Annotated in this window: 17 protein-coding genes and 1 riboswitch; of the genes, 5 read left to right on the top strand and 12 right to left on the bottom strand. The window is 36.8% G+C overall.

Translation table 11 applies throughout. The features are described 5' to 3' along the window. A partial coding sequence (locus ACFIMU_RS07885; protein ID WP_375607368.1) for a hypothetical protein occupies window positions 1-239 on the bottom strand: 239 nt, incomplete at its 3' end. A 314-nt stretch (window positions 240-553) separates the two neighbouring features. Here ACFIMU_RS07885 and ACFIMU_RS07880 point away from each other — a divergent pair. Further along, window positions 554-757, top strand: a complete 204-nt coding sequence (locus ACFIMU_RS07880) for a hypothetical protein (protein ID WP_375607367.1) — start codon at window positions 554-556, stop codon at window positions 755-757. Here ACFIMU_RS07880 and ACFIMU_RS07875 read toward each other — a convergent pair. The 3 genes from ACFIMU_RS07875 to ACFIMU_RS07865 are packed head-to-tail and all read right to left on the bottom strand — an operon-like array spanning window position 754 to window position 3,529. After that, window positions 754-1,725 (bottom strand): WD40 repeat domain-containing protein, encoded by a 972-nt coding sequence (locus ACFIMU_RS07875; protein ID WP_375615377.1) that lies wholly within the window; start codon window positions 1,723-1,725, stop codon window positions 754-756. The two genes, ACFIMU_RS07880 and ACFIMU_RS07875, sit on opposite strands and share 4 nt — an antisense overlap. 10 nt (window positions 1,726-1,735) lie before the next feature. Beyond that, complete coding sequence (locus ACFIMU_RS07870) at window positions 1,736-2,764, bottom strand: CobW family GTP-binding protein (protein WP_375696984.1); 1,029 nt, start codon at window positions 2,762-2,764, stop codon at window positions 1,736-1,738. A 21-nt stretch (window positions 2,765-2,785) separates the two neighbouring features. Next, the gene (locus ACFIMU_RS07865; protein WP_375607364.1) at window positions 2,786-3,529 is read right to left on the bottom strand and encodes a creatininase family protein; all 744 of its coding nucleotides are present in this window, start codon (window positions 3,527-3,529) and stop codon (window positions 2,786-2,788) included. 2,029 nt (window positions 3,530-5,558) lie between these two features. Between ACFIMU_RS07865 and ACFIMU_RS07860 the strand changes: the two genes are divergently transcribed. Beyond that, window positions 5,559-5,909 carry a hypothetical protein gene (locus ACFIMU_RS07860; RefSeq protein ID WP_375607363.1) on the top strand — a complete coding sequence of 117 codons (351 nt, stop codon included), beginning with the start codon at window positions 5,559-5,561 and terminating at the stop codon, window positions 5,907-5,909. Window positions 5,910-6,718: 809 nt separating this feature from the next. On the opposite strand, the gene ACFIMU_RS07855 is transcribed toward ACFIMU_RS07860, so the two are convergent. Further along, entirely contained in the window at window positions 6,719-8,053 is a 1,335-nt protein-coding gene (locus ACFIMU_RS07855; protein ID WP_375608716.1) for an NAD(P)H-dependent oxidoreductase, read from the bottom strand. A 159-nt stretch (window positions 8,054-8,212) separates the two neighbouring features. On the opposite strand from ACFIMU_RS07855, the gene ACFIMU_RS07850 reads away from it, so the two are divergent. Next, window positions 8,213-8,692, top strand: a complete 480-nt coding sequence (locus ACFIMU_RS07850) for a MaoC family dehydratase (protein WP_375607361.1) — start codon at window positions 8,213-8,215, stop codon at window positions 8,690-8,692. A 915-nt stretch (window positions 8,693-9,607) separates the two neighbouring features. On the opposite strand, the gene ACFIMU_RS07845 is transcribed toward ACFIMU_RS07850, so the two are convergent. The 3 genes from ACFIMU_RS07845 to ACFIMU_RS07835 form a co-directional block, all read right to left on the bottom strand. Beyond that, window positions 9,608-10,267, bottom strand: coding sequence for a methionine ABC transporter permease (locus tag ACFIMU_RS07845; protein ID WP_375607360.1), 660 nt, complete (start codon window positions 10,265-10,267; stop codon window positions 9,608-9,610). Continuing rightward, the gene (locus ACFIMU_RS07840) at window positions 10,260-11,294 is read right to left on the bottom strand and encodes a methionine ABC transporter ATP-binding protein (protein ID WP_375614753.1); all 1,035 of its coding nucleotides are present in this window, start codon (window positions 11,292-11,294) and stop codon (window positions 10,260-10,262) included. Before ACFIMU_RS07840 ends, ACFIMU_RS07845 begins: the two co-directional genes overlap by 8 nt. Window positions 11,295-11,405: 111 nt before the next feature. Beyond that, window positions 11,406-12,224, bottom strand: a complete 819-nt coding sequence (locus tag ACFIMU_RS07835; RefSeq protein ID WP_375607358.1) for a MetQ/NlpA family ABC transporter substrate-binding protein — start codon at window positions 12,222-12,224, stop codon at window positions 11,406-11,408. Between the two features lie 502 nt (window positions 12,225-12,726). On the opposite strand from ACFIMU_RS07835, the gene ACFIMU_RS07830 reads away from it, so the two are divergent. Continuing rightward, window positions 12,727-13,365: an SH3 domain-containing protein gene (locus tag ACFIMU_RS07830; RefSeq protein ID WP_375615375.1), complete on the top strand. Its 639-nt coding sequence runs from the start codon at window positions 12,727-12,729 to the stop codon at window positions 13,363-13,365. Between the two features lie 332 nt (window positions 13,366-13,697). Here the strand turns inward: ACFIMU_RS07830 and ACFIMU_RS07825 are convergent, their stop codons facing one another. From ACFIMU_RS07825 to ACFIMU_RS07810, 4 genes are all read right to left on the bottom strand, one after another. Next, window positions 13,698-14,729 carry an aspartate-semialdehyde dehydrogenase gene (locus ACFIMU_RS07825; RefSeq protein ID WP_375615374.1) on the bottom strand — a complete coding sequence of 344 codons (1,032 nt, stop codon included), beginning with the start codon at window positions 14,727-14,729 and terminating at the stop codon, window positions 13,698-13,700. Between the two features lie 1,375 nt (window positions 14,730-16,104). Then, window positions 16,105-16,248 carry a hypothetical protein gene (locus tag ACFIMU_RS07820; protein ID WP_375607370.1) on the bottom strand — a complete coding sequence of 48 codons (144 nt, stop codon included), beginning with the start codon at window positions 16,246-16,248 and terminating at the stop codon, window positions 16,105-16,107. Window positions 16,249-17,319: 1,071 nt separating this feature from the next. Further along, a complete protein-coding gene (locus ACFIMU_RS07815) occupies window positions 17,320-17,526 on the bottom strand; it encodes a Trm112 family protein (protein ID WP_375614754.1) in 207 nt (68 codons plus the stop codon). A 13-nt stretch (window positions 17,527-17,539) separates the two neighbouring features. Further along, the gene (locus tag ACFIMU_RS07810) at window positions 17,540-18,202 is read right to left on the bottom strand and encodes an LON peptidase substrate-binding domain-containing protein (protein ID WP_375610818.1); all 663 of its coding nucleotides are present in this window, start codon (window positions 18,200-18,202) and stop codon (window positions 17,540-17,542) included. Window positions 18,203-18,647: 445 nt separating this feature from the next. Beyond that, window positions 18,648-18,745, top strand: a riboswitch (glycine riboswitch). A 136-nt stretch (window positions 18,746-18,881) separates the two neighbouring features. Here ACFIMU_RS07810 and gcvT point away from each other — a divergent pair. Then, the gene (gene gcvT / locus ACFIMU_RS07805; protein ID WP_375607354.1) at window positions 18,882-19,994 is read left to right on the top strand and encodes a glycine cleavage system aminomethyltransferase GcvT; all 1,113 of its coding nucleotides are present in this window, start codon (window positions 18,882-18,884) and stop codon (window positions 19,992-19,994) included. The last annotated feature ends 3 nt before the right edge of the window (window positions 19,995-19,997 follow it).

Raw genomic sequence — 19,997 nt, 5'->3', positions numbered from 1 at the left:
ATATCCACTAAACCAGCATGAAATAAGGCATTTGGCAAAAGAAGATAAGTTGGAACCTGTGGAACAACAGCTCTAATACCTAGCTCAGGCGGAACATCAAGCGGTATAGAGAGATTAGACGAAGGTTCCAAAGCATCAGAGGACTCAGAAGGCTTTGGTTCAACAGGGGAAGAAGCAGAAGGAACAGAATCTGGAGATGAAGGTGATACCGGAACAGAGGGCGGTAATAGAAGCTCCATGAAATGATTATTAGATAGAATTTTCTAGGCAAGAAACTAAAGTGTAGAAGGCTGCTCGTAGGAAACTTTGTTCTTTAGAGGGGGAACTCAAAAAACTTTTTATTTAGGAAAATAGTGTTGAATTCCCTTCTTCTGATCGTAGGAATAAATCGTTGTTTTAATGATGAGATCAGCTATTTTTTGCCAAATTTTTAAGAAAAATGCTGTTATGGAAGTATGTAGCCTATATAGATGTTTATAGGGAGATAGGGGGCGGTCTTAGGGGTGATGTTTTTATTCTTGTATGGGGGTAGCAATGTTAAAATGTCAAAAACATGTTTAAGGTATTTTCTTGTCGAAAGGGTGCAGGAAAGGAAGAGGGAAGATTTAATGATTACGAAGATTTTAGGAGACTTTTGGGGGGAGAGATTAGGGAGATAGGATTTCTGAGAGCTCTAGAGATGCAAGGGGATAAGATTTCTGGAGGATTGTGTGGGCATTTTTTATCAGCGATGATTGCGCTTGTTGGTGTAATTTAATCAGTGATATTGATTATACCACATTCACCATTTTCGCTTCCAAAGGCGAGGTTGTGCCCTGCTTGATCCCAGTTGAGTGCTGAGATAGCGCTTTTCCCATAACCTTTTAGAAGGACTTCTTTTCCATCATGAAAATATGCGGCTAAAATCATTCCATCATTGAAGCCTATTGCTACAATTTCTTTGTTTGGGTGGCATGAAACGGTGCTCACAAGCGCATTTGCTTGTGTGCCTAGTTCTAGAGGTGTTTTTCCCATGGGGCCGTCTTTTGTATGAAAGGGCCAAATAATTGCAGCAGAGGCACCTGAGGTTGCTAGCCATTTTCCTTTGGCGCTCCAAGACCAGCTTTTGACTTTGCTTGGGTAGCCACTCATGCGGAGGTGCTGATTATCAGTCAGACGCCAGCCATGCAAGGCATTTTCTTGCATCGTGGAAATGACATAGCGGTTGTCTGGTGAAAAGGTGACACCACAATGAGCTCCTTTCCATACCAATGTGGTAGGAGATATTTGCGTTGATAACCAATGAAGAGTAACACCATTGTAATGGGCAACGGCAAGTCGTAAACCTTTTGGGGCAAAAGCTAGGCCTTCTACACTGCGTTCATGCGTGAGCTCTTGCTGTTCTTTTCCAACCTGTGCAAATGCGAGACGAGAGGAGGAAAAGGCAAAAGCTTTTTGTGGTCCAAAAGCAACGTTGTTTATCCATTTGCGTTCTTTTTGGCTTAACACTTCTGTGTGATCCGCTGCGGTTGTTTGACAGACTTTTCCATCTTCTCCCCCTGTGATGATTGCGGTATTGTCATGGGAAAAATGGCTTGAAATTATTCCTTGGTGAACCTCAACGATTTGTGGGGTTGGGGTTAAAAAAACAATGAAACCTTCTACGGAAACAAAGGCTGGTTTATTGCCTATAAAACCGCAGGAAAGGCAGTAACTTTTGAGATCATAATGGGTAATGTTTGGCATTATTACTTACTCATGCACAATTTTCAAAACCAGTTTTTAACTGTTTGGCATCAAGAGAGCGTCCGATAAAGACAAGACGGCTTTCTCGTTTTTCATCTTCATGCCATGGGCGTTGATGTTGTCCCTCAAGAAGCATATGTATCCCTTGAATGACGTAACGATCATCGTCTCCTTGAAAGGCGATAATGCCTTTAAGACGCAAGATATTAGGCCCCTGTTGCTGCGTAACCTGTTGAATCCAAGAAAAAAACTTTTCTGTTTGCAAAGCGCCTGTTTTTAAACTTACAGAAGTGATGGTAATATCATGAAGGGTGGATACGTTATGATGGTCATGATCGCAATCGGGACCACACACATGGTCGGCGTGTTGGTCTTTATGTTGGTGATCGAGAAAATGAGGCTCATGATCGAGAGTCCGTTGGAGATCAAAAAAACCACGATTAAGGAGTGTCTCAAGAGGAATATCGGCGCGCTGTGTTGTATAGAGTATAGCGCGAGGGTTAATAGCTAGAATGAGAGATTCAGCATGGCTACGTTCTTGTTGAGTAACAAGATCAATCTTATTTAAAAGAACAATATCTGCGAAAGCAATTTGATCTTCAGCTTCACGATTTGTTTTTAGTTGAGAGGGCAAATGCTTTGCATCAACGACCGCTATGACACTGTCGAGAGCTGTTTTTTCATGGACCGTATCATCCATGAAAAAGGTTTGTGCTACAGGGACGGGATCAGCAAGCCCTGTTGTTTCGATAATAATCGCATCAAATCGATGAGAACGTTGTATGAGACTTTCCAAAATGCGAATGAGATCACCACGTACGGTACAGCAAACACAACCATTATTCATTTCATAAATTTCTTCGTCTGATTCAATGATCAGGTCATTATCAATACCAATTTCACCAAATTCATTGACAATGACGGCATAACGTTTGCCATGATTTTCACTAAGAATGCGGTTGAGAAGTGTGGTTTTTCCTGCGCCAAGATAGCCTGTAAGAACCGTAACAGGAAGTTTGTTGGGCTGTATTTTTTCCATGGAGGGACCTTTTATTGTTCTTTATTGCCATGTGTTTATGTTAAATCGATGGATATCATCAAGTAAATCACGAAGCTGAGACAGAACATGAGAAAAGATTGCTTCACCGGCTTGTGGTGTTGCTTTGCTTGCGTCTCCTGCCGCACCTTGCGTGTTTAGATCATGCATTGTCCAACCAAAGGCATGAGGACCATAAGCGCGTAAATATCGATAATTGGCAATCATATCTGCTTGCTTATTATGAAAATTTTTTGCCTTCTCCATATGAACTTTTTTCGGTGCTAAATAAAGCATGAGAGAGGTTTCGATAAAACCTCCATGGATATCAAGATGTTGTTGAGATGGCTCCATGAGACCTTGTGGTAAACCAAAACGGCTCCAGCTTGTTGCTACAGCGAGCATGGAAAGACGCTTTCGTAATTCGGTGATAACAATGCTCATTAAAGGTGAATTGCCTCCGTGAGCATTGAGAAGAAGAAGACGGTTGATCCCTTTGTGATAACAGTTTTCACCAATCTTTATCCATCGCTTAATCGCATCAGAAAAGGTAAGGGTTTGTGTACCTGTAACATCCATATGTTCTATGGAATAGCCAATCTTTTCAACTGGTAAAAGTGCGATAGGGAATTGCTCTTTTGTTTGTAAAGTGAGAGCTTTTGCAAATGCTTCAGCTATAATCCAGTCGGTTTCAAAGGGAAGGTGCTCTCCGTGATATTCATGTGCACCTAAAGGTAAAAGAGCGAGAAAAGGTGGGTTAGATACCATAAATTAATGCCCAAAAGAGAAGTCAACAGAGATAAAGTGATCAAAGGCTTTAGAGTTATTTTTTAGTCTATATATAAAAGAAATGCAAATATCATATTTTTACATTACAGAGGGATGTTATAAAAATGAGAGCTTTGTTAAAAACAGTGAAGCTTTTATTGAAAAAAGCCAATTCAATTGTTGATGTAATATGAGGTGACTCTTCTCAAGATAGATATCTCTTGTAAGATTTTTTGATATGTATTCTTGTTTTTGACAAGTAAATCTTCGGGCATATTAAATACTTCACATCATGTAATGAAAACTGATTTTTCTATTGTCTATTAAAGTGAAAGTTTTGATAAAGCTGCATATGCTTCTTTCTGCTATGGAGCAAGAATAGTCAAAGTATTTTTGTTGTTATGAGTACTACGATAGAACAGATTTTGGTTTCAATCAGCATTCCTAAATTCTTAAGTTAAGTGTACGTATCTATATTACAAAAGAATAGAAATTGATTGATTTTATTTTGGATAGTGTATTAACAGACTTTAGTGTTCATGAGAAAAAATGAATATAAAGGGAAGAATTCACTAAGATAGAATTTGCTCTCTCAGAGAGCAGTTTATAAGATGATTCAAAAAGAAACACCGTTGGATACATGATAAACAGAACGCCATTGTGTTGCACATCGACACGCTTGTTTTAAAGAAACATTTAGTACACCAAAGCCTATTTCACGACGCAGCTTGTGAATGGTATAAGGGTAAAACCTTATAATATAAAATCTATTGTGTTCCACCATCTTTACACTTTAAAAGTAAAAAGGGGCACCATCATTCACTTTGCCAGTTTTCAATACTATGTTAACAGCGCTTGATAGTTAAGATACCTCATAAGTAATATTTTCCTTTCTTCAAGTGTATTTATACACACATCGATCTCGTTTGTGATTTGCAAGTGAAGAAATTTGATTGATTCAATATAAACAGAGTTAAAATATAAGAGAGTTTTATAATCGTTAGCTTTCTCATTCAACAGGCAAAACAATAAATTTATTATTCAATATCAGTTTTATGGCGTTATTTTTTCAATGCGCTACTTAAGTTAGTATTTCAAAAATGTAATTTTTTAGTAATTTTCTCTATCACTTTTCCTTCAAGCATTTGATCAATTCTTTATTATTATTCATTTTGCACAAATTGCAGACAGTTATGTGAATATTACAAAAATTTATTTCAAAGAGAATTATTTTTTACTAATACAGAGTAAATATAATTACTCAAAATATAAATAAGGCTACGCTCTACAATATTGACGAAAAATATGGAATAACTTTTATAAAAATTAATAAAGAAAGTTGTTTTTCAGTATTTTGTGGGATCAACTTATTTTTCATGACTCTCTTTTTATTTAATTTTAGGTAGTTTGTTGGAGATCAATTATTGCTTATAATGTTTTTGTCAATCTGATAGATTTACTTATTTTATGCGTTTGTTTTGTTAGGTTTGAAAGTCAATATTTTGTTACAATTTATACCTATTTTATAGAAAAATAGTATACTATTTAAAGATTTATTTATTATGATATATTTGTTTTAGATCAATTTTTTTTATTCTCTACCAATTTTATTTTTTAATATTACTGACGAGTGATATAATAAAAATCCATTAAGTGCTATTTATTTTTATTGAAATAATAGACAAGCACTATCATTATATTGAAAGTTTTTAATGTTATAATTCTTTAAAATTAATTACATTTTAAATTATTTATAAAAGCTCTATTATATAATTTTTTAAATGAATTTGTTTCGTAATATTTCTTATAATAATAAATTTAACAAATTCTTATTATTTTTATCATTTATTGTTTTTTATCTTTACATGTAATACATAATGTGTTATTTGTTAATAACAAAATTACATATAATATTTTATTTATGTGTAATTATATAAATGATTAAATAGATTAAATATAAGTTTTGGTTTTTATATATGTGAATATTCTTTCATTTTTTCAGTGAAGAAAAAGAGGAGCAAAGAAAGCTATGTTTAAAATATTTAAAAATCGTGTATGTTCATTTACTTTTACACTATTTATTCTTTTTTTTGTACAAACTATAGAGGGAAATGCAAGTTTTGTAAAAAATCAATTTCAAGAGGGAGGAATTGTTTCTACATTAGAAAAAAGTGCGGTTGTTAAAGCGGTAGATAGGGTTGTTATCCATAACATTGAAGGACAAAATGAAGTTGCTTTAGGGAAACCTGAAAAAGCTGCTGCCTTTTCAGGTTCAGCCTTTTGGGGGGGGATAGGTATTTTATCACTTCTTGCTTCTTTATGTATTGGGGATGTATTAGGTGCTGTTGTATCTCTTTTTGGAATATTCATTACACTTTAGTAGAAAGCTCATCGACAGAGTCGAGGATTTTTTGTTCACTTCATTATTTAAAAAAATAAATATTTTATTATTTATACTATACTAGATAATAAAATCACTACTCTTAATATTAAATGTAGCTTTTATTAACATTATTAAAGTTCAAGATCCTACATTTATGTTTTTTTTACAAATTAGTGTAACCTAATTTTTTTACAGTTTATGGTTATTTTCTAGTAATAAGGATAGTATACTTACTATCTTTATCAGTCTTTTAATATTGTCTACCTTTTCTCATATGAAGATTATTCATCAAAGGTATATTTTATCCTTTTTAAATTTTTTTATCTTTCATAAGGGGATAAAATAAAAAAGTATCCCTGTATTCATGGCTCTCACGCAATAAGAAAAATGAGAAATTATTATTTATCATTTCAAATTTGTTGATGTTAAATCCATAAAAAATATTTTTTATGTATAACAAGTTGTGTTCGTGTATGGACAAAATTATTAAAGAAAAAAAGAGTAAGAATTCTTCTCATGAATTATCTCTAAGGTTCAAGGGCTGTTGTAATATTGGCAAATAAATGATGATGCTGGTTTGTATCTTCATAGAGTAAAGATAGTGATACACAATGAATCTTATGCCATCTCATGGGGTGGTTTATATTGTCGCATTTACAGGACATATTGTGAGAGGGAAGTGGTGATGTGCATCGTTGGAAAATGCTTTTATTAAAATATAAACCTGTATTTGCGATAGAGGTGTATTCTGGGTTATTCTGTTGCTTAAGGGAAGGATACTGTTAAGTAAGGTAATTCAGGAGCATTTATAGCTTAGTGGAAGAAGGGTAATGAAGTAAAAGGTCTTGTTTAGCACGAAGACGTGCAATCCATTGATCTTCACGAATGGCTGTATTATGTACTGTAATGAGTTCGTTTTTTTTAATTGCAGCTGTTACTGTTGCTTTTTCCAAAAGACCACAAGGAATGGCGTGGTGAGCGCGTGCTTCTGCGATGTTCATTATCCAAGCACGATAAGTATAAAGACCGATAAAGTCTAGCTGATCACCTGGATGTAAATCTTTTTTAGCAACAGCACAGACTTCTACTACGGGATGGCTAAGAGGGACCATATCTTTTTTTCCATAAAGCATAATACGTGCGCAGGTAAGGGGAACTTCCATTGCTGTTAAATGATAGGGGCGATGAAAGGTGAAGTAAGGCCCCTGACCAATTTTTAAATCTTCCATACGCTCGCGTAAACGTGGGTGTGCTATTTCTGCAATCACAAAAACACCTGGTGAAACACCTTGACCTATTGAATAATCTACAACACCATATCGCTGTAAAATGCCTCCATCTTGCTTTGGAATAAGCACTTTATTTAAATCTTGTAGCGCTGCTCGTGGTCCATGCATTCCTGGGCAATCGGGGAGAAGGCCGGTGGCATTGGCAATGGCTGCCATTTCAACCATCGTTTTGGAACCATCAATAAATTCAACCAACATGCGTACATTCATATTACGCTGGAATGCTTCTTCTTCGTAAGCATCAGGTGTAGCATCAAAGCGCAGAGGATTATTTTTTCCTTTACCTGCTGCAACAATCTTATGTCCAAGAGCTGAAACAAATTCTATGAGTTCCATACAAGAAGTTGGTTCATCGCCGGCACCAAGTGTATAAATGAGCCCTCGTTTTTCTGCTTCATGTTTGAGATAAGCGCCAATTGTAACATCTGCTTCAACATTCATCATGACAAGATGTTTGTTATTCTCAAGCGCTTTGATACCAATTTCTGCTCCTGCTTCGGGATAGCCTGTTGCATCAATGATAATATCAATTTGTTCATGGCGCAAAACAAGGTCAATATCATCTGTCGCTGCAATCAAACCATTTTCAATGCTTTGCGTGAGAGCATGAGCATTTTCAATTTCACAGACATGTCCATCTTCGCCATAGGCTAGTGTAGCGGCATCAAAAATACGTGATGGTGTCCTCGTGGCTACAGCAGCGACTGTTATACCATCCATATGCGCAATACTTGATAATAAATCTGTCCCCATTTCACCGCAACCAATCAGTCCAATACGGATGGGGGGATGGTTTTCTGCACGTTGTTTCAAATCATGCGCTAAACCTGTTAGGTTCACATTGCTTGCCATTCTTTTTTCCTATTTGAAAACTATTCTGCTAAAGAACTTTTCTCATTCATAAGGTGCATTTGTTTTTAAGACAATTAATCTTTTATTCTTGATGCTCTAATCAATGGATTTTATAAAAGCAAGAGGGGGGCTTTTATCGAATAAAATAGGAATAGCGTTATGCAGCAAAAAATAGCAGTACAAGATATCACCAGTTTTATTGGGAAGGAAGTAGGATTATCGGAGTGGCGTCTTGTTACACAGGATATGATTAATCAGTTTGCATGCGCTACAGATGATCATCAATGGATACACGTTGATGAGGAAAAGGCTAAGCAAACACCGTTTGGTGGCACGATTGCTCATGGTTTTTTAACATTATCGCTTTTGTCTACGCTCGCTTATGAGACTCTTCCTGAGTTGGAAGGGACCACAATGGGGATTAATTATGGTTTCGATAAAGTACGCTTCATGAGTCCTGTGAAAACAGGGGTACGGATACGTGCGCGTTTTGTGTTAGACGACGCAGAAATTCGCCCTTCTGGTCGAGTGGTTTTCCATTATGGGGTTACGGTGGAAATTGAAAAATTAAAAAAACCAGCTCTTACCGCTCAATGGCTTATCGTTGCTGTTGTGGAAGAAAAACCTTCCAATATCTAGATTATTTGAGTGCTTTATTTTACAAAATTTTTATACAACTCTATTAGAAGTTTCTTCAATGATGATATTGAGAATAATCTATAGGATAATAGATATGATCGAGCTATCATAGCGTTGATAGCCATAGCAGGTTACTATCTTTCCTAGATCGTTTTGAAGAGGAGTTTTCTAATGAAGATAGTGCATTGCTTCGCGCTTTTATTTATAGCGTTCTTTATGGGATCATACCCATCACGTAAAACAGAACGCTTCAAATGGAATATACTTACGTTGCCAATTCACAGGCTTATTTTAAAGCAATGTCTCTCAACGCTCGTCACACCCATTTCGCAATGGCGCCTGTGAATAGTATAACGATAAAGCCATTGAGCACCCTCATATTTTTATGCTTGTGAAGAAGAAAACCGATACTATTATCATATTATATGCTAGCCGCCAATGTTAAGACAGGTCTTGGCGCTGGAGATAATTCATAAGAGGCATGCCTTCCTTTCTTGTATGTTTTTACTCACACGGCTCTTCCCGCTTGTAACGTGCAAGAGAGAGGTTTTGGTTGATTCTATATGGAACAAATTGGGAATGAGAGGATCTTACGGTATTCAGAGTTCTCGTTCAATATGAATAACACCATATTATCATTATAAATTCAATGTGTTATCTACGGTTTGGAGAGGTTGTGGTCAATGTCTTAATTTAAAGAGAGTCTCACATACTATGAGATCTCTTATTTTATCCCCTTTTATATTAAAGCCATTAAAACTATTTTCTTTCATGTTACAAACGGATGGGGAGAGATAAAAACTGTTTAAGAAAAAAGTTCCTAATCTCTTATGAGCGTTTTCGATAGGCAAGGGTTGGTACACTTGGAAAGTGGCAAAGAGGATGATGGTATTGGCATGTGAAATTCTAAGTCTTTTAATGTTTTGTTTTATCAAGTTTTTGTACGATTTTATCAGAAGTCCATTGGGTTGTAATATTGAGCACGATCAAAAGGATGATGACGATGGTCATGATGAAGGTATTGTAGCGTTGGTAGCCATAGCGGATTGCCATATCCCCTAAACCACCTCCACCAAGATATCCAGCAAGTGAGGTGGCTCCTATAAGAGAAATGACCATGACTGTAAAACCTGTAATCAGGCTAGGGAGAGCTTCAGGAATAAGAACATGTCTGATAATTTGAAGACGACTTGCACCCATCGAGCGGATCGCTTCAATGAGACCGTTTTCAACGGTTTTAAAAGAGAGTTCCGCCATGCGAGCATAAAAAGGGATAGCTGAAATGGTCAGTATAAAAATTACAGCAGGCATTCCTATCCCTCTTCCTACAACGATACGCGTTATGGGCAGAAGATAAAATGCAAGAATAATAAAGGGAATGGCACGAATACTGTCAATGATCATGCTTAAAGGGCGATTGATGAGAGATGAGGAAAAAATCCCTCCGCGTGCTGTTGTGTGAAGAAGAAGACCAAGGGGAAGTCCTATAATAAATGCCATAACAGAAGCACTAAGTGTCATCAATATTGTATCAATAACAGCTTGGGGAAGTTCATGAGACAGAACATTAAACATAGCCTAAGACCTCACAATATCGTCCTTTTTTCGTTAACCATTGAACAGCTTTTTCTAAAGCTTCTTTATCTTCTCCAGGAAGAGCCAAGAAGAGTCGCCCGATGGTTTCATCTTGAACTGTATCAATGCCACCATGCAAAATACGTGCTTTTAAACCACTCTCATTTTCTAGAAGATGAAGAAAAGGCTGCTGGGTAATTTCACCGGCAATATTAATTTCAATGACAGCTTCTCGTCCGATTGGTTTGAGATTTTTCGCAAATTTTTCAGGAAGTTGCGGGGTTACAAGCTTGAGCATGGCTATGGTTGTATCGTCTTGCGGTGATGTAAAAATGTCTTTCACACGTCCTTCTTCTACAATGTTCCCCTGATTAAGAACAACAACGCGATGCGCTATGGTGCGCACAACTTCCATTTCATGGGTGATGAGCACAATCGTGAGATTGAGGTGTTTGTTAATATCAGCAAGGAGCTCTAGAATAGATTGTGTTGTTTCAGGGTCAAGAGCAGAAGTGGCTTCATCTGATAATAATATTTTAGGATTAGCAGCAAGAGCACGAGCAATGCCAACGCGTTGTTTTTGCCCCCCAGATAATTGTGCCGGATAGCAATATTCTTTCCCAAATAACCCAACCAATTCAATCAGTTCAAGGGCACGTTTGTGGCGTTGTTTTTTATTTACACCACTTAATTTAAGCGGCAATGCAATGTTATCAAGAATATTTTGCGATGAGAGAAGATTGAAATGTTGAAAAATCATCCCAATTCGTTGACGGTAAGGCGCCCATTCTATCTCTGATAGATTGGAAATATCAACACCTTCAAAAAAAATGGCCCCTGCATCAATCTTCTCTAACCCATTTAAACAGCGGATAAGTGTTGATTTTCCTGCTCCACTGCGCCCAATAATGCCAAGGATTTCACCAGCATGGATATTTAAAGAGAGATTATTAATTACCGGAACACCAGCCGTTTTGTTAAAACAACGGCTGATGTTTTTTAAGGAGATAAGAGTAGGTTTTTCCATTCACAATTACTCGGACATTTGGCACAATTACTCGGACATTTGGCACAATTACTCAGATACTTGGCACAATTACTCAGATACTTGGCACAATTACTCAGATATTTGGCACAATTACCAAGATGTTTGGGCGGTTTTGCCAAAAATCTCTTTGATTTTTGTACGGATAAGATCGTTGTTGTAAGCGGCAACTAATTTTTTAACCCATGGTTCATCTTTTTCGCTCGTGCGTACAACGATGATATTATCATAAGGATTATTTTTGGCGCTCTCCCATGCAACCACATCTTTTTCAAAACTTAATCCAGAAACAATAGCCCAGTTTGTGTTTATAATTGCAAGATCAAAATCATCAATAGCTCGCCCTAACATACCGGCATCGAGCTCACGAATTTGCAGATTTTTAGGATTTTCAATAATATCAAGTGGAGATGCAAGAATATTATGAGGATCTTTTAACTTAATGAGACCTAAAGAATTAAGAAGAAGTAAGGCTCTTCCACCATTAGATGGGTCGTTCGGAATACCAACATGAGCACCATCACGAAGATCTTTTAAGTCTTTTATTTTGTGTGAATAAACACCGATTGGAGCAATAAATGTATAGCCGACAATTGAAAGTTTATAGCCACGTTGTTTCATTTGTTCATTAAGATAAGGGGCGTGCTGAAAAGCATTCGCATCGATCTCTCCTGCGTTAACAGCATCATTAGGCAAAGCGTAATCAGAAAAATAAACGAGTTCAATATCTAAACCGGCTTTTTTAGCCTGTTCCGCAGCAGTTTTCCAAATAATCGCATCCCGCCCTTCCATAATACCAAGTTTGATCTTTGTTTTGTCTGCGGCCATGGAAAAAGCAGTAGACAAAAAAAGTGCAAAGAGAGAGAGGAATAATCCTATAATCCGACTACGAAAAAATTTTTTTAATGTCATATGCTTTTAACTTTCTTTTTCGAGAAATTTTTTGAGGGAAGTTTCAATATACTCTGTATCTTTTTAGGCAGATTTAAAGTTATACAAGCTTTAGAGAATATTCAATCACTTTTATTTTTAAAAGAGTATTATTTTTCCTTCTATTTTAGTTGTTTTGGGGGCTGATCATCTTTTGTTCATAGAAATTCTCTGAAATTCAAATAATTAATTCTTTTATTGCAATCATTTGTTGAGGGAACCAATGCCCCTTTAAAAACTTCTGTAAGGGACAATTGGTTGAAGAACTGGACAATCAGATGATGTTTTAGCCGTAAATTCATGAAGAACATACTGCGCAATCAAGATCAAAAGGCCGTGTTCGTGTAGGCGATAAAGAGAGGTTTTGTTGCAATGTTGAGGGATTTTTTGGGGAAAAAGGTTGCTGATCATTGGATTTAAACGCGGCAAATTTTTGCAAAGGCGAATTTTTGTCCTTCATATGTTTTAGAGAGGAAGAAAAATAATGTTAAGAAAGAAATTTTTATCAACAATGATGACTTTATGGGCTTTAGGAGCGTCAGGGGTGGCTGTGACTGCTTTTCACGCGGAAGCTGGAACCATTACAGGAACAGTTGCTCGTGTTGCATCAGGTCAGGTATCTTTACGCACAGGCCCTGCGACAGCTTATAAAGTTATCGCAATGGTTCCAATGGGAGCAAAAGTGCAAATTTATGGCTGCCTATCCAATAAAACTTGGTGTTCTCTTGGTTATCATGGAAAAGTTGGTTGGGCATCTGCACGTTACGTCAATGTTAACGATGTTCCTACCATTGCTTTTAAAAAGATGCCAGCAAAATCAAAATCCATGGTAAAATCACCAAAAGAAAAAGTGAAACAGGCTGTTTCTGATTTTAAAGCTCTTCCGGCGATTCAAAAAACACGCAAAAACATGCAAAAATTCTATAGAACAGATATGATTATCGATTCCACCGGGGTAAAAAAAAGAGATGAGCGGACAATTTTAAATCCGTCGCCAAAAGCGCAAGGAGTTTCTGTAAAGCGCGTGAATGCTTATAATCCCTCCTTTCCGGATGATGTCAATTACAAAAACTTTGAACGCAATGAAACGCGTTACCGTGTCGTGACTTATCCTGCTCGATAAGGGTAAAGTTAATTTCACAACCGGAATGACAAAAAGGATCAGCAGCATGAAGCAAACAATGCTTATGCTGCTGCTCTTGCTGTTTCGTAAAGCGGCATTAAGGTGGATATTAGTGCAAGCTCCTTCAAAAGTGCGATTGTGTTCAGATCGGTGCAGGGAAAGAGCTTCATTCTTTAAGGCAGAGAGAGCTAAGAATATGCAGGGTGGAATTTGCCAGTGCTTTGAAATAATAACCTTTTAAGATGGTGTTAGAGGGAAGCTGTTAAAAAAGCCGGACTTTTTAACAGACCGGCTTTGTATAAGGTTCCTTGTCCTGTCGGACAGGAAGATGATTAATTTATCGACTTTGGCTTGATCAAATTACGAGAAATGAGCAATTCAGCAATTTGAACGGCATTCAATGCTGCTCCTTTTCTTAAATTATCGGCAACAACCCAGAAAGCTAAACCATTTTCAACGGTGATATCTTCACGAATACGGCTAATAAAGGTGTCATCTTCTCCCGTACATTCATAAGGGGTGGTATAGCCACCATCTTCGTGTTTATCGATAAGCTGACAGCCGGGTGCATCGCGTAGGAGCGCTTGTGCTTCAGATGCGCTTAGTGGTTTTTCAAATTCAACATGGACAGCTTCGGCATGACCGATAAAGACAGGAACCCGAACAGCAGTGGCTGTTAATTTAATTTTCGGATCGAGAATTTTTTTTGTTTCCACGGTCATTTTCCATTCTTCTTTTGTATAACCATCTTCCATGAAAACATCGATATGAGGAATGACATTAAAGGCAATGCGTTTAGTGAATTTTTTTGATGTAATTGGATCTGCAACAAAAACTGCACGTGATTGTTCGAAAAGTTCGTCCATTCCTTCTTTACCAGCTCCAGAAACAGACTGATATGTAGAGACAACAACACGTTTAATGATTGCAGCATCATGGAGAGGTTTTAAAGCTAAGACCAGTTGAATTGTTGAACAATTAGGATTTGCTATAATATTACGCTTAGAAAAGGCATTTATAGCTTCGCCATTGACTTCAGGGACTATCAACGGAACATTGGTATCATAGCGCCACATGGAGGAATTATCGATGACGACACAGCCGGTAGCAGCGATTTTAGGGGCGTATTCTTTGGAAATGCTCCCTCCTGCAGACATAAGACAAAAATCTGTGTCTGAAAAATCGTAAGTATCCAGTGCTTTTACTTTTAAAGTTTTATCTCCATAAGAAACTTCTTGTCCTAATGAGCGTCGTGATGCGAGAGGGACAATTTCATGCGCAGGAAAACCACGCTCTTCTAAAATTGTAAGCATTTCACGACCAACATTGCCGGTTGCGCCAACAATTGCAACTTTAAAACTCATTTTCTATACTCCTCATGTCTCTCCACGTTTATTCCCCGTGCTATACTCAGGAGAGAGTGAGTTGGTCAAGGAACATCGTTAAATTATATTTTTGATTTTCAACAACTCAATTTTGTGCACACCAATCATCATCGTTAGCACAATAAATTGTTTTATTTCAAATGATACGTCTCTTTTAATCTTTCAGAATTGAAAAAATTGAATATTTTACGCTAAACTATTACCTCTTTAGAGAGCACTTTAATTAAGTGAATTCCTTATCTTCTGTCAATGTTTACCTTCATACTTTTGAATTTTTTAAAGATGATATTACGTATCGCGTTGGTTGAATCTTTTAATACTTTATTTGTTAATTGTTGAATTATTTGATTTTCTCCCTATGCCTTTAAAAGCGAAACTTCCTATTACAGTCTGTAAACAGCTAGATTCTAGCGGCTTCCCATTTTTCACTTAAACTAAAGGCTCAACAAGCAGGCCTAAAAATATTTCAAAAGATATTGGGTATCTAAAAAACATTTGAATGTTTCAAGGAGGTATGCGTGCTTCATATCCTCATACCTTAAATGATAGAATTCATAGCACAACAGAATAAACTTAAGTATTCGTATATATAAATCCTTATGAAAGTTATACATATATTTTTCATATCTATTTTTTTACTTTATATTTCTTATTTTTACTTTAATAATATTATGATATAAAATATCATTATTTGGAGTATGATGGTATGAGATCTTTAAGCTTTCTCGATATATTTAAGTGTTTTTTAGTGTGTGGGAATATTCTTAGGCTTGTTTGGCAAGCCTTTTTTAAGTGACTTATATGAGTGGAAAGCCAGCCGTTGAACACTCCCATATTTACGTTTAATAAAAGAGAAAGTTAGCACCATCATCCATTTTTCCAGCACCCAATATCGTTACAGCTCTTGGTCTGTGAGACGATTCAATAAGAGGTATGCCTTTTTGTACATTTTTACTTACACGCCAACTTTGCTTGTAATGTGCAAACAAGAGATTTTGATTGATTCAATATAGAACACGTTTGAAATGAAAGAATTTTACGATATTCGGAACACTTATTCAATATCAATAACGTTAGATATATGATTATAAATCAAAGTGCTATTTCTAAGTTAAACTCGTTAGAATTCCGATTATTTACATACCAGATTAGATTAAGCATTTTCATTCTCATGAGGTATGGGGAGACAGGCAAAATTCTTGTCAAGATTATTAAGGACTTTGATTATCCTTGCGGTGAATTTATGAAAATAAGGGGTTATTTTTTTCATCAGAAATCAACTGCAAAATTGCTCTTTGTTTTTTGCGGGTCAGTATTCTGAAATTTTTCAAAAGTAAATATTCTGCTTTGCTTGCTATTCTGTCATCACAATGATAGAGGTTCTCTTCTTTTTTGCGCTATCAGCATAAAAGAAGGAAACGGGAACATCTAATATATGAGCAATTTCCTGTAAACGTCTTGCACTTACGCGATTTAAGCCTTTTTCATATTTTTGGATTTGTTGAAATGTTACGCCTAAATGACTTCCTAATTGTTTTTGAGAAAACCCCCATGACGTTTCTTCTGAAGCGAATTTTTTTGCCTAAAGAAATATCGTAAAAATGTAGATTTTTAGCTTTCACTTGATGTCCCCACCGGTTGCGAGCGCCCTCGCATTAGTATTCCGGGGTTTGGAAGTGCTGACTCAAAACAGCCTCTTGCTTTTAGTGCTGAAAGCACTTGGACATAACAAGAGCCCCCGGAAATTCCGGGATATCCGCAAAAGCGGTTTTATTTCTAGTTTGAGTTTTTCGGGCTTCCAGACCCTATTTGATTGTTGCGTATACAACCAAAAACACAAGCCTCCTTCATAAGGCAATTACTTTCAATCGTCAATTGAAATTACAACAGTGTTTCTTGTTTATTTTTTCAAGTTTTCACGTAATTAATGCGTGTATTATACATAAAAATATTGCTTGAGATACTTTAGATACTTTTAAAAATTGTAAAGCGGAATTAAAGGGTGATGGCAAGGTAATGGGGAGATTTTCTCCTTTACGATTTTATGTTTTCTCTCCCAAATTAGGTTGCGTCTTCGTTTCAAAGATTATGCAAACAGATAAATATTCTTGTCTTCTATATGGTATACAGAAGATGATACAGCTTATCGTTTTTATTCATCTTAAATTGAGGTATCTCAAACATGTTGCTCGTAAATAGTATAAATTAAAGTCCATGAAATATAACAATCTTTATGTTTAATATAATAAACTTCATTCACTTGGGTTGATTCAAAATGTTATTATGGCCTTTGTATTTAAAAGGTTCATAAGAGCCATTTTTATTCCCTTTTTAATTATTTTTATTCAGATGCTTGTGTTGTGCAAGCGAATGGTTTTGATTGCTTTAGTATGAACAGGCTGGAATGAGAGAATCTGGTGATATTTTTGGCTTTTGTTACAAGGTGTAAAGCGATATAAATATCTTTATTGTAAAACGCTTTTTTTCAGAATTCGTCAATACTTGAGATATCATATTGATAGAGGCTTGATAACAGTGGGCTTGTAGAGGGAAATTGCATGAGGATTTTTTATTTTTTATGCGTTATTTCTTCATTGTTTTGCAAAGAGCGCGCTTCTGAGGCAAGCATAATGGGAACGCCATCACGAATAGGGTAGGCAAGTTTGGCTTTGAGAGAAATGAGCTCTTGTGTTTTTCGGTTGAAAGAGAGCGTGCCTTTCGTCATTGGGCAGACGAGCAATTCGAGCATTTTGGGATCTGTAGTCATTTTTTTCATGTTTGGATATTCATTAGTTTAAGCGGTAATCTGTTCCTGTTTGTTTCATGAGCGAGCGTTCTGTTAATGCAAGAAGAGTTTGGGCACGGCTTTCGATATCTGGAGCTTCAAGGAGAGCTTGTTTTTCTGCTGGTGTAAAGGGGATAAGGGCAGAAAAAGCATTAACCAATATAGGTGTAGGGGCTTCTATGATGCTGCTCCAATTATATTCCATTTCATGGATGGTTAGATATTTTTCTACAACGTCGAGTAAGTTCTCTCGGTTAATGCTTTCTTCAATATCAAATTCTTGCAAGTCTTTTATGTTTGATTGGATGAGAGCTGTTCGATAGGATTTTGTGTTTTTCAATTCTTGTTCTAAAGTGAAGCGGCAAACACCTTGTAAGATAATGAACAGTTGTCCATTTCCTGTTTCACTGTAGTTTGTAATGCGCCCTATACAGCCTGTTTTATAAAGTTGTGTAGAGAAGCGATCTGTATCCGATGAAAGTGGTTGAATAATGCCCAATAGACGATCAGTTACCATAACATTTTCAATCATTTCAAGTGATTCTGGTTCAAAAATGTTAAGTGATAAAAAACCACCGGGTAGTAAGAGTGCACCTTCTAAAGGAAAAAGAGCAATTTGCTTTGGAAGATCATTTTCGCAATTGTAAGAGATATTACCAGCTTTCATGAGTATTTTGTCACCTTTGTTCGGTAGTTTTATTCTGTAAATAGTCGCTATTTATGACACTATTGAGAAAGCAGAAAACCTACTTCTTGTGCATTAAAACCATACTTATAAAATATTTGAAGTCCTTATTCTCAAAAAGAATATGAAACCCTATCTTTAAGGTTGAACTGTACGCGAAAGAATATTGCTTGCGATCTTTTTAGTGTGTGACGTTTTGCATGATTTTCAAGAGGTATTTTTGTTTATAGCTTTTGATTTTTGTCTTAAATTTCCTAAAATGTGTTCCTAGCAATTTTTGTAAGGTTCAAAAGGATAATATTATAAATCTTTTGAAGCAGCTTATGCAAGTTTTAAAATGAGAGTATTTTCATCACTTTACTAATGACAGTGTGATAAAGATAGGCTATAGGTTTAAATATGCTGGAAAGAGCGTTATCGTTTCTTTCATTCTTTTGCGGGAGAGTGCAGATTGCAAATTTTCGCATTGCCGCCGAAGGGGAAATAGCCCATAATCTCTCAGGCTTTAAGGACCGTAAAAGGAAGAAGGCAGATCTGGAAAGTCGGGAGAACCCGCGCCGAAGGTGTAAGCGGAAAATTTTTTCGCGAGTCTCTCAGGTTGATGACAGAGGGGGCAGAGACGACCATATTCTGTGGGCGTTAGCGCAGCTTTGGAGTTATTATGGGCACAGCACAAGAAACATCTTTTTTAAAAACACTTCCTTTATATGATTTGCATGAAAAAGCAGGAGCAAAATTTGGTGCTTTTGCGGGCTGGAACATGCCTTTAACTTATCCTCTTGGCGTTTTAAAAGAGCATCTTCATACGCGTGCACATGCAGGACTTTTTGATATTTCTCATATGAAATTGATTGCGGTTGAAGGGGCACAAGCCGTGGAATTTTTGTCCTATGCTTTTCCCATTGATGCAGCAGCTTTAAAGATTGGACACTCACGGTATAATTATTTGCTTAATGAGCAGGCTGGTATTCTTGATGATCTTATCATTACCCGTTTGGAAGAGGGCCGTTTTATGTTGGTCGCCAATGCTGGGAATGCACAGGCTGATTTTGTAGAATTGGAAAAGCGTGCGGTTGATTTTGAATGTCAAGTGATTGCCCTTGAAAGGGTATTGCTTGCGCTTCAAGGTCCTGAAGCAGCAGCTGTTCTTGCTGATGCGGATTTGCCAGGGAATGAATTGTTCTTTATGCAAGGATTCGAACCACAACAGGATTGGTTTATAACGCGTTCTGGTTATACGGGAGAGGATGGTTTTGAAATTGCTTTGCCTATAGGGCATGCGCATATGTTGGCTGAAAAATTGCTGAGTGATTCTCGTGTTGAGTGGATTGGACTTGCAGCACGCGATAGCTTGCGGTTGGAAGCGGGGCTGTGTTTGCATGGAAATGATATTACCCCTGATACGACACCTATTGATGCGGCTCTAACATGGGCTGTTCCTAAAAGTGTTCGAGAAAAAGCACAATTTTATGGTGCAAAGGCTTTTCTTGAAGCACTGCAAAAAGGACCTGCTCGTTGTCGTGTTGGATTAAAACCGCAAACGCGCCAACCTATTCGTGCCGGTGCGCTGCTTCTTGATGATCAAGGTAATGAGATTGGCGTTGTAACATCAGGTGGTTTTGGTCCTTCTTTTGAGGGGCCTGTCGCGATGGGTTACGTTCCTGTTGATTTTAAAGTTGAAGGAACACAAGTCTTTACAGAACTGCGAGGCAAAAAGATTGCACTATCAGTTCATTCTCTTCCCTTTGTTGAACAACGTTATTTTAAAGGATGATTT

Origin of the sequence: Bartonella sp. AC70YNML, assembly GCF_042196545.1 — a bacterium.
Classification (GTDB): domain Bacteria; phylum Pseudomonadota; class Alphaproteobacteria; order Rhizobiales; family Rhizobiaceae; genus Bartonella.
This window is presented reverse-complemented; position numbering and strand designations above follow the sequence as displayed.

What these genes read in the sequence shown, in the direction of transcription:
- ACFIMU_RS07810 (WP_375610818.1), bottom strand. Translation starts at nt 18,202, where the DNA reads ATGAAAGCTGGTAATATCTCTTACAATTGCGAAAATGATCTTCCAAAG.
- ACFIMU_RS07840 (WP_375614753.1), bottom strand. Translation starts at nt 11,294, where the DNA reads ATGGAAAAACCTACTCTTATCTCCTTAAAAAACATCAGCCGTTGTTTT.
- ACFIMU_RS07850 (WP_375607361.1), top strand. Translation starts at nt 8,213, where the DNA reads ATGCAGCAAAAAATAGCAGTACAAGATATCACCAGTTTTATTGGGAAG.
- gcvT (WP_375607354.1), top strand. Translation starts at nt 18,882, where the DNA reads ATGGGCACAGCACAAGAAACATCTTTTTTAAAAACACTTCCTTTATAT.
- ACFIMU_RS07855 (WP_375608716.1), bottom strand. Translation starts at nt 8,053, where the DNA reads ATGGCAAGCAATGTGAACCTAACAGGTTTAGCGCATGATTTGAAACAA.
- ACFIMU_RS07835 (WP_375607358.1), bottom strand. Translation starts at nt 12,224, where the DNA reads ATGACATTAAAAAAATTTTTTCGTAGTCGGATTATAGGATTATTCCTC.
- ACFIMU_RS07865 (WP_375607364.1), bottom strand. Translation starts at nt 3,529, where the DNA reads ATGGTATCTAACCCACCTTTTCTCGCTCTTTTACCTTTAGGTGCACAT.
- ACFIMU_RS07830 (WP_375615375.1), top strand. Translation starts at nt 12,727, where the DNA reads ATGTTAAGAAAGAAATTTTTATCAACAATGATGACTTTATGGGCTTTA.
- ACFIMU_RS07880 (WP_375607367.1), top strand. Translation starts at nt 554, where the DNA reads ATGTTTAAGGTATTTTCTTGTCGAAAGGGTGCAGGAAAGGAAGAGGGA.
- ACFIMU_RS07845 (WP_375607360.1), bottom strand. Translation starts at nt 10,267, where the DNA reads ATGTTTAATGTTCTGTCTCATGAACTTCCCCAAGCTGTTATTGATACA.
- ACFIMU_RS07870 (WP_375696984.1), bottom strand. Translation starts at nt 2,764, where the DNA reads ATGGAAAAAATACAGCCCAACAAACTTCCTGTTACGGTTCTTACAGGC.
- ACFIMU_RS07875 (WP_375615377.1), bottom strand. Translation starts at nt 1,725, where the DNA reads ATGCCAAACATTACCCATTATGATCTCAAAAGTTACTGCCTTTCCTGC.
- ACFIMU_RS07825 (WP_375615374.1), bottom strand. Translation starts at nt 14,729, where the DNA reads ATGAGTTTTAAAGTTGCAATTGTTGGCGCAACCGGCAATGTTGGTCGT.
- ACFIMU_RS07815 (WP_375614754.1), bottom strand. Translation starts at nt 17,526, where the DNA reads ATGAAAAAAATGACTACAGATCCCAAAATGCTCGAATTGCTCGTCTGC.
- ACFIMU_RS07860 (WP_375607363.1), top strand. Translation starts at nt 5,559, where the DNA reads ATGTTTAAAATATTTAAAAATCGTGTATGTTCATTTACTTTTACACTA.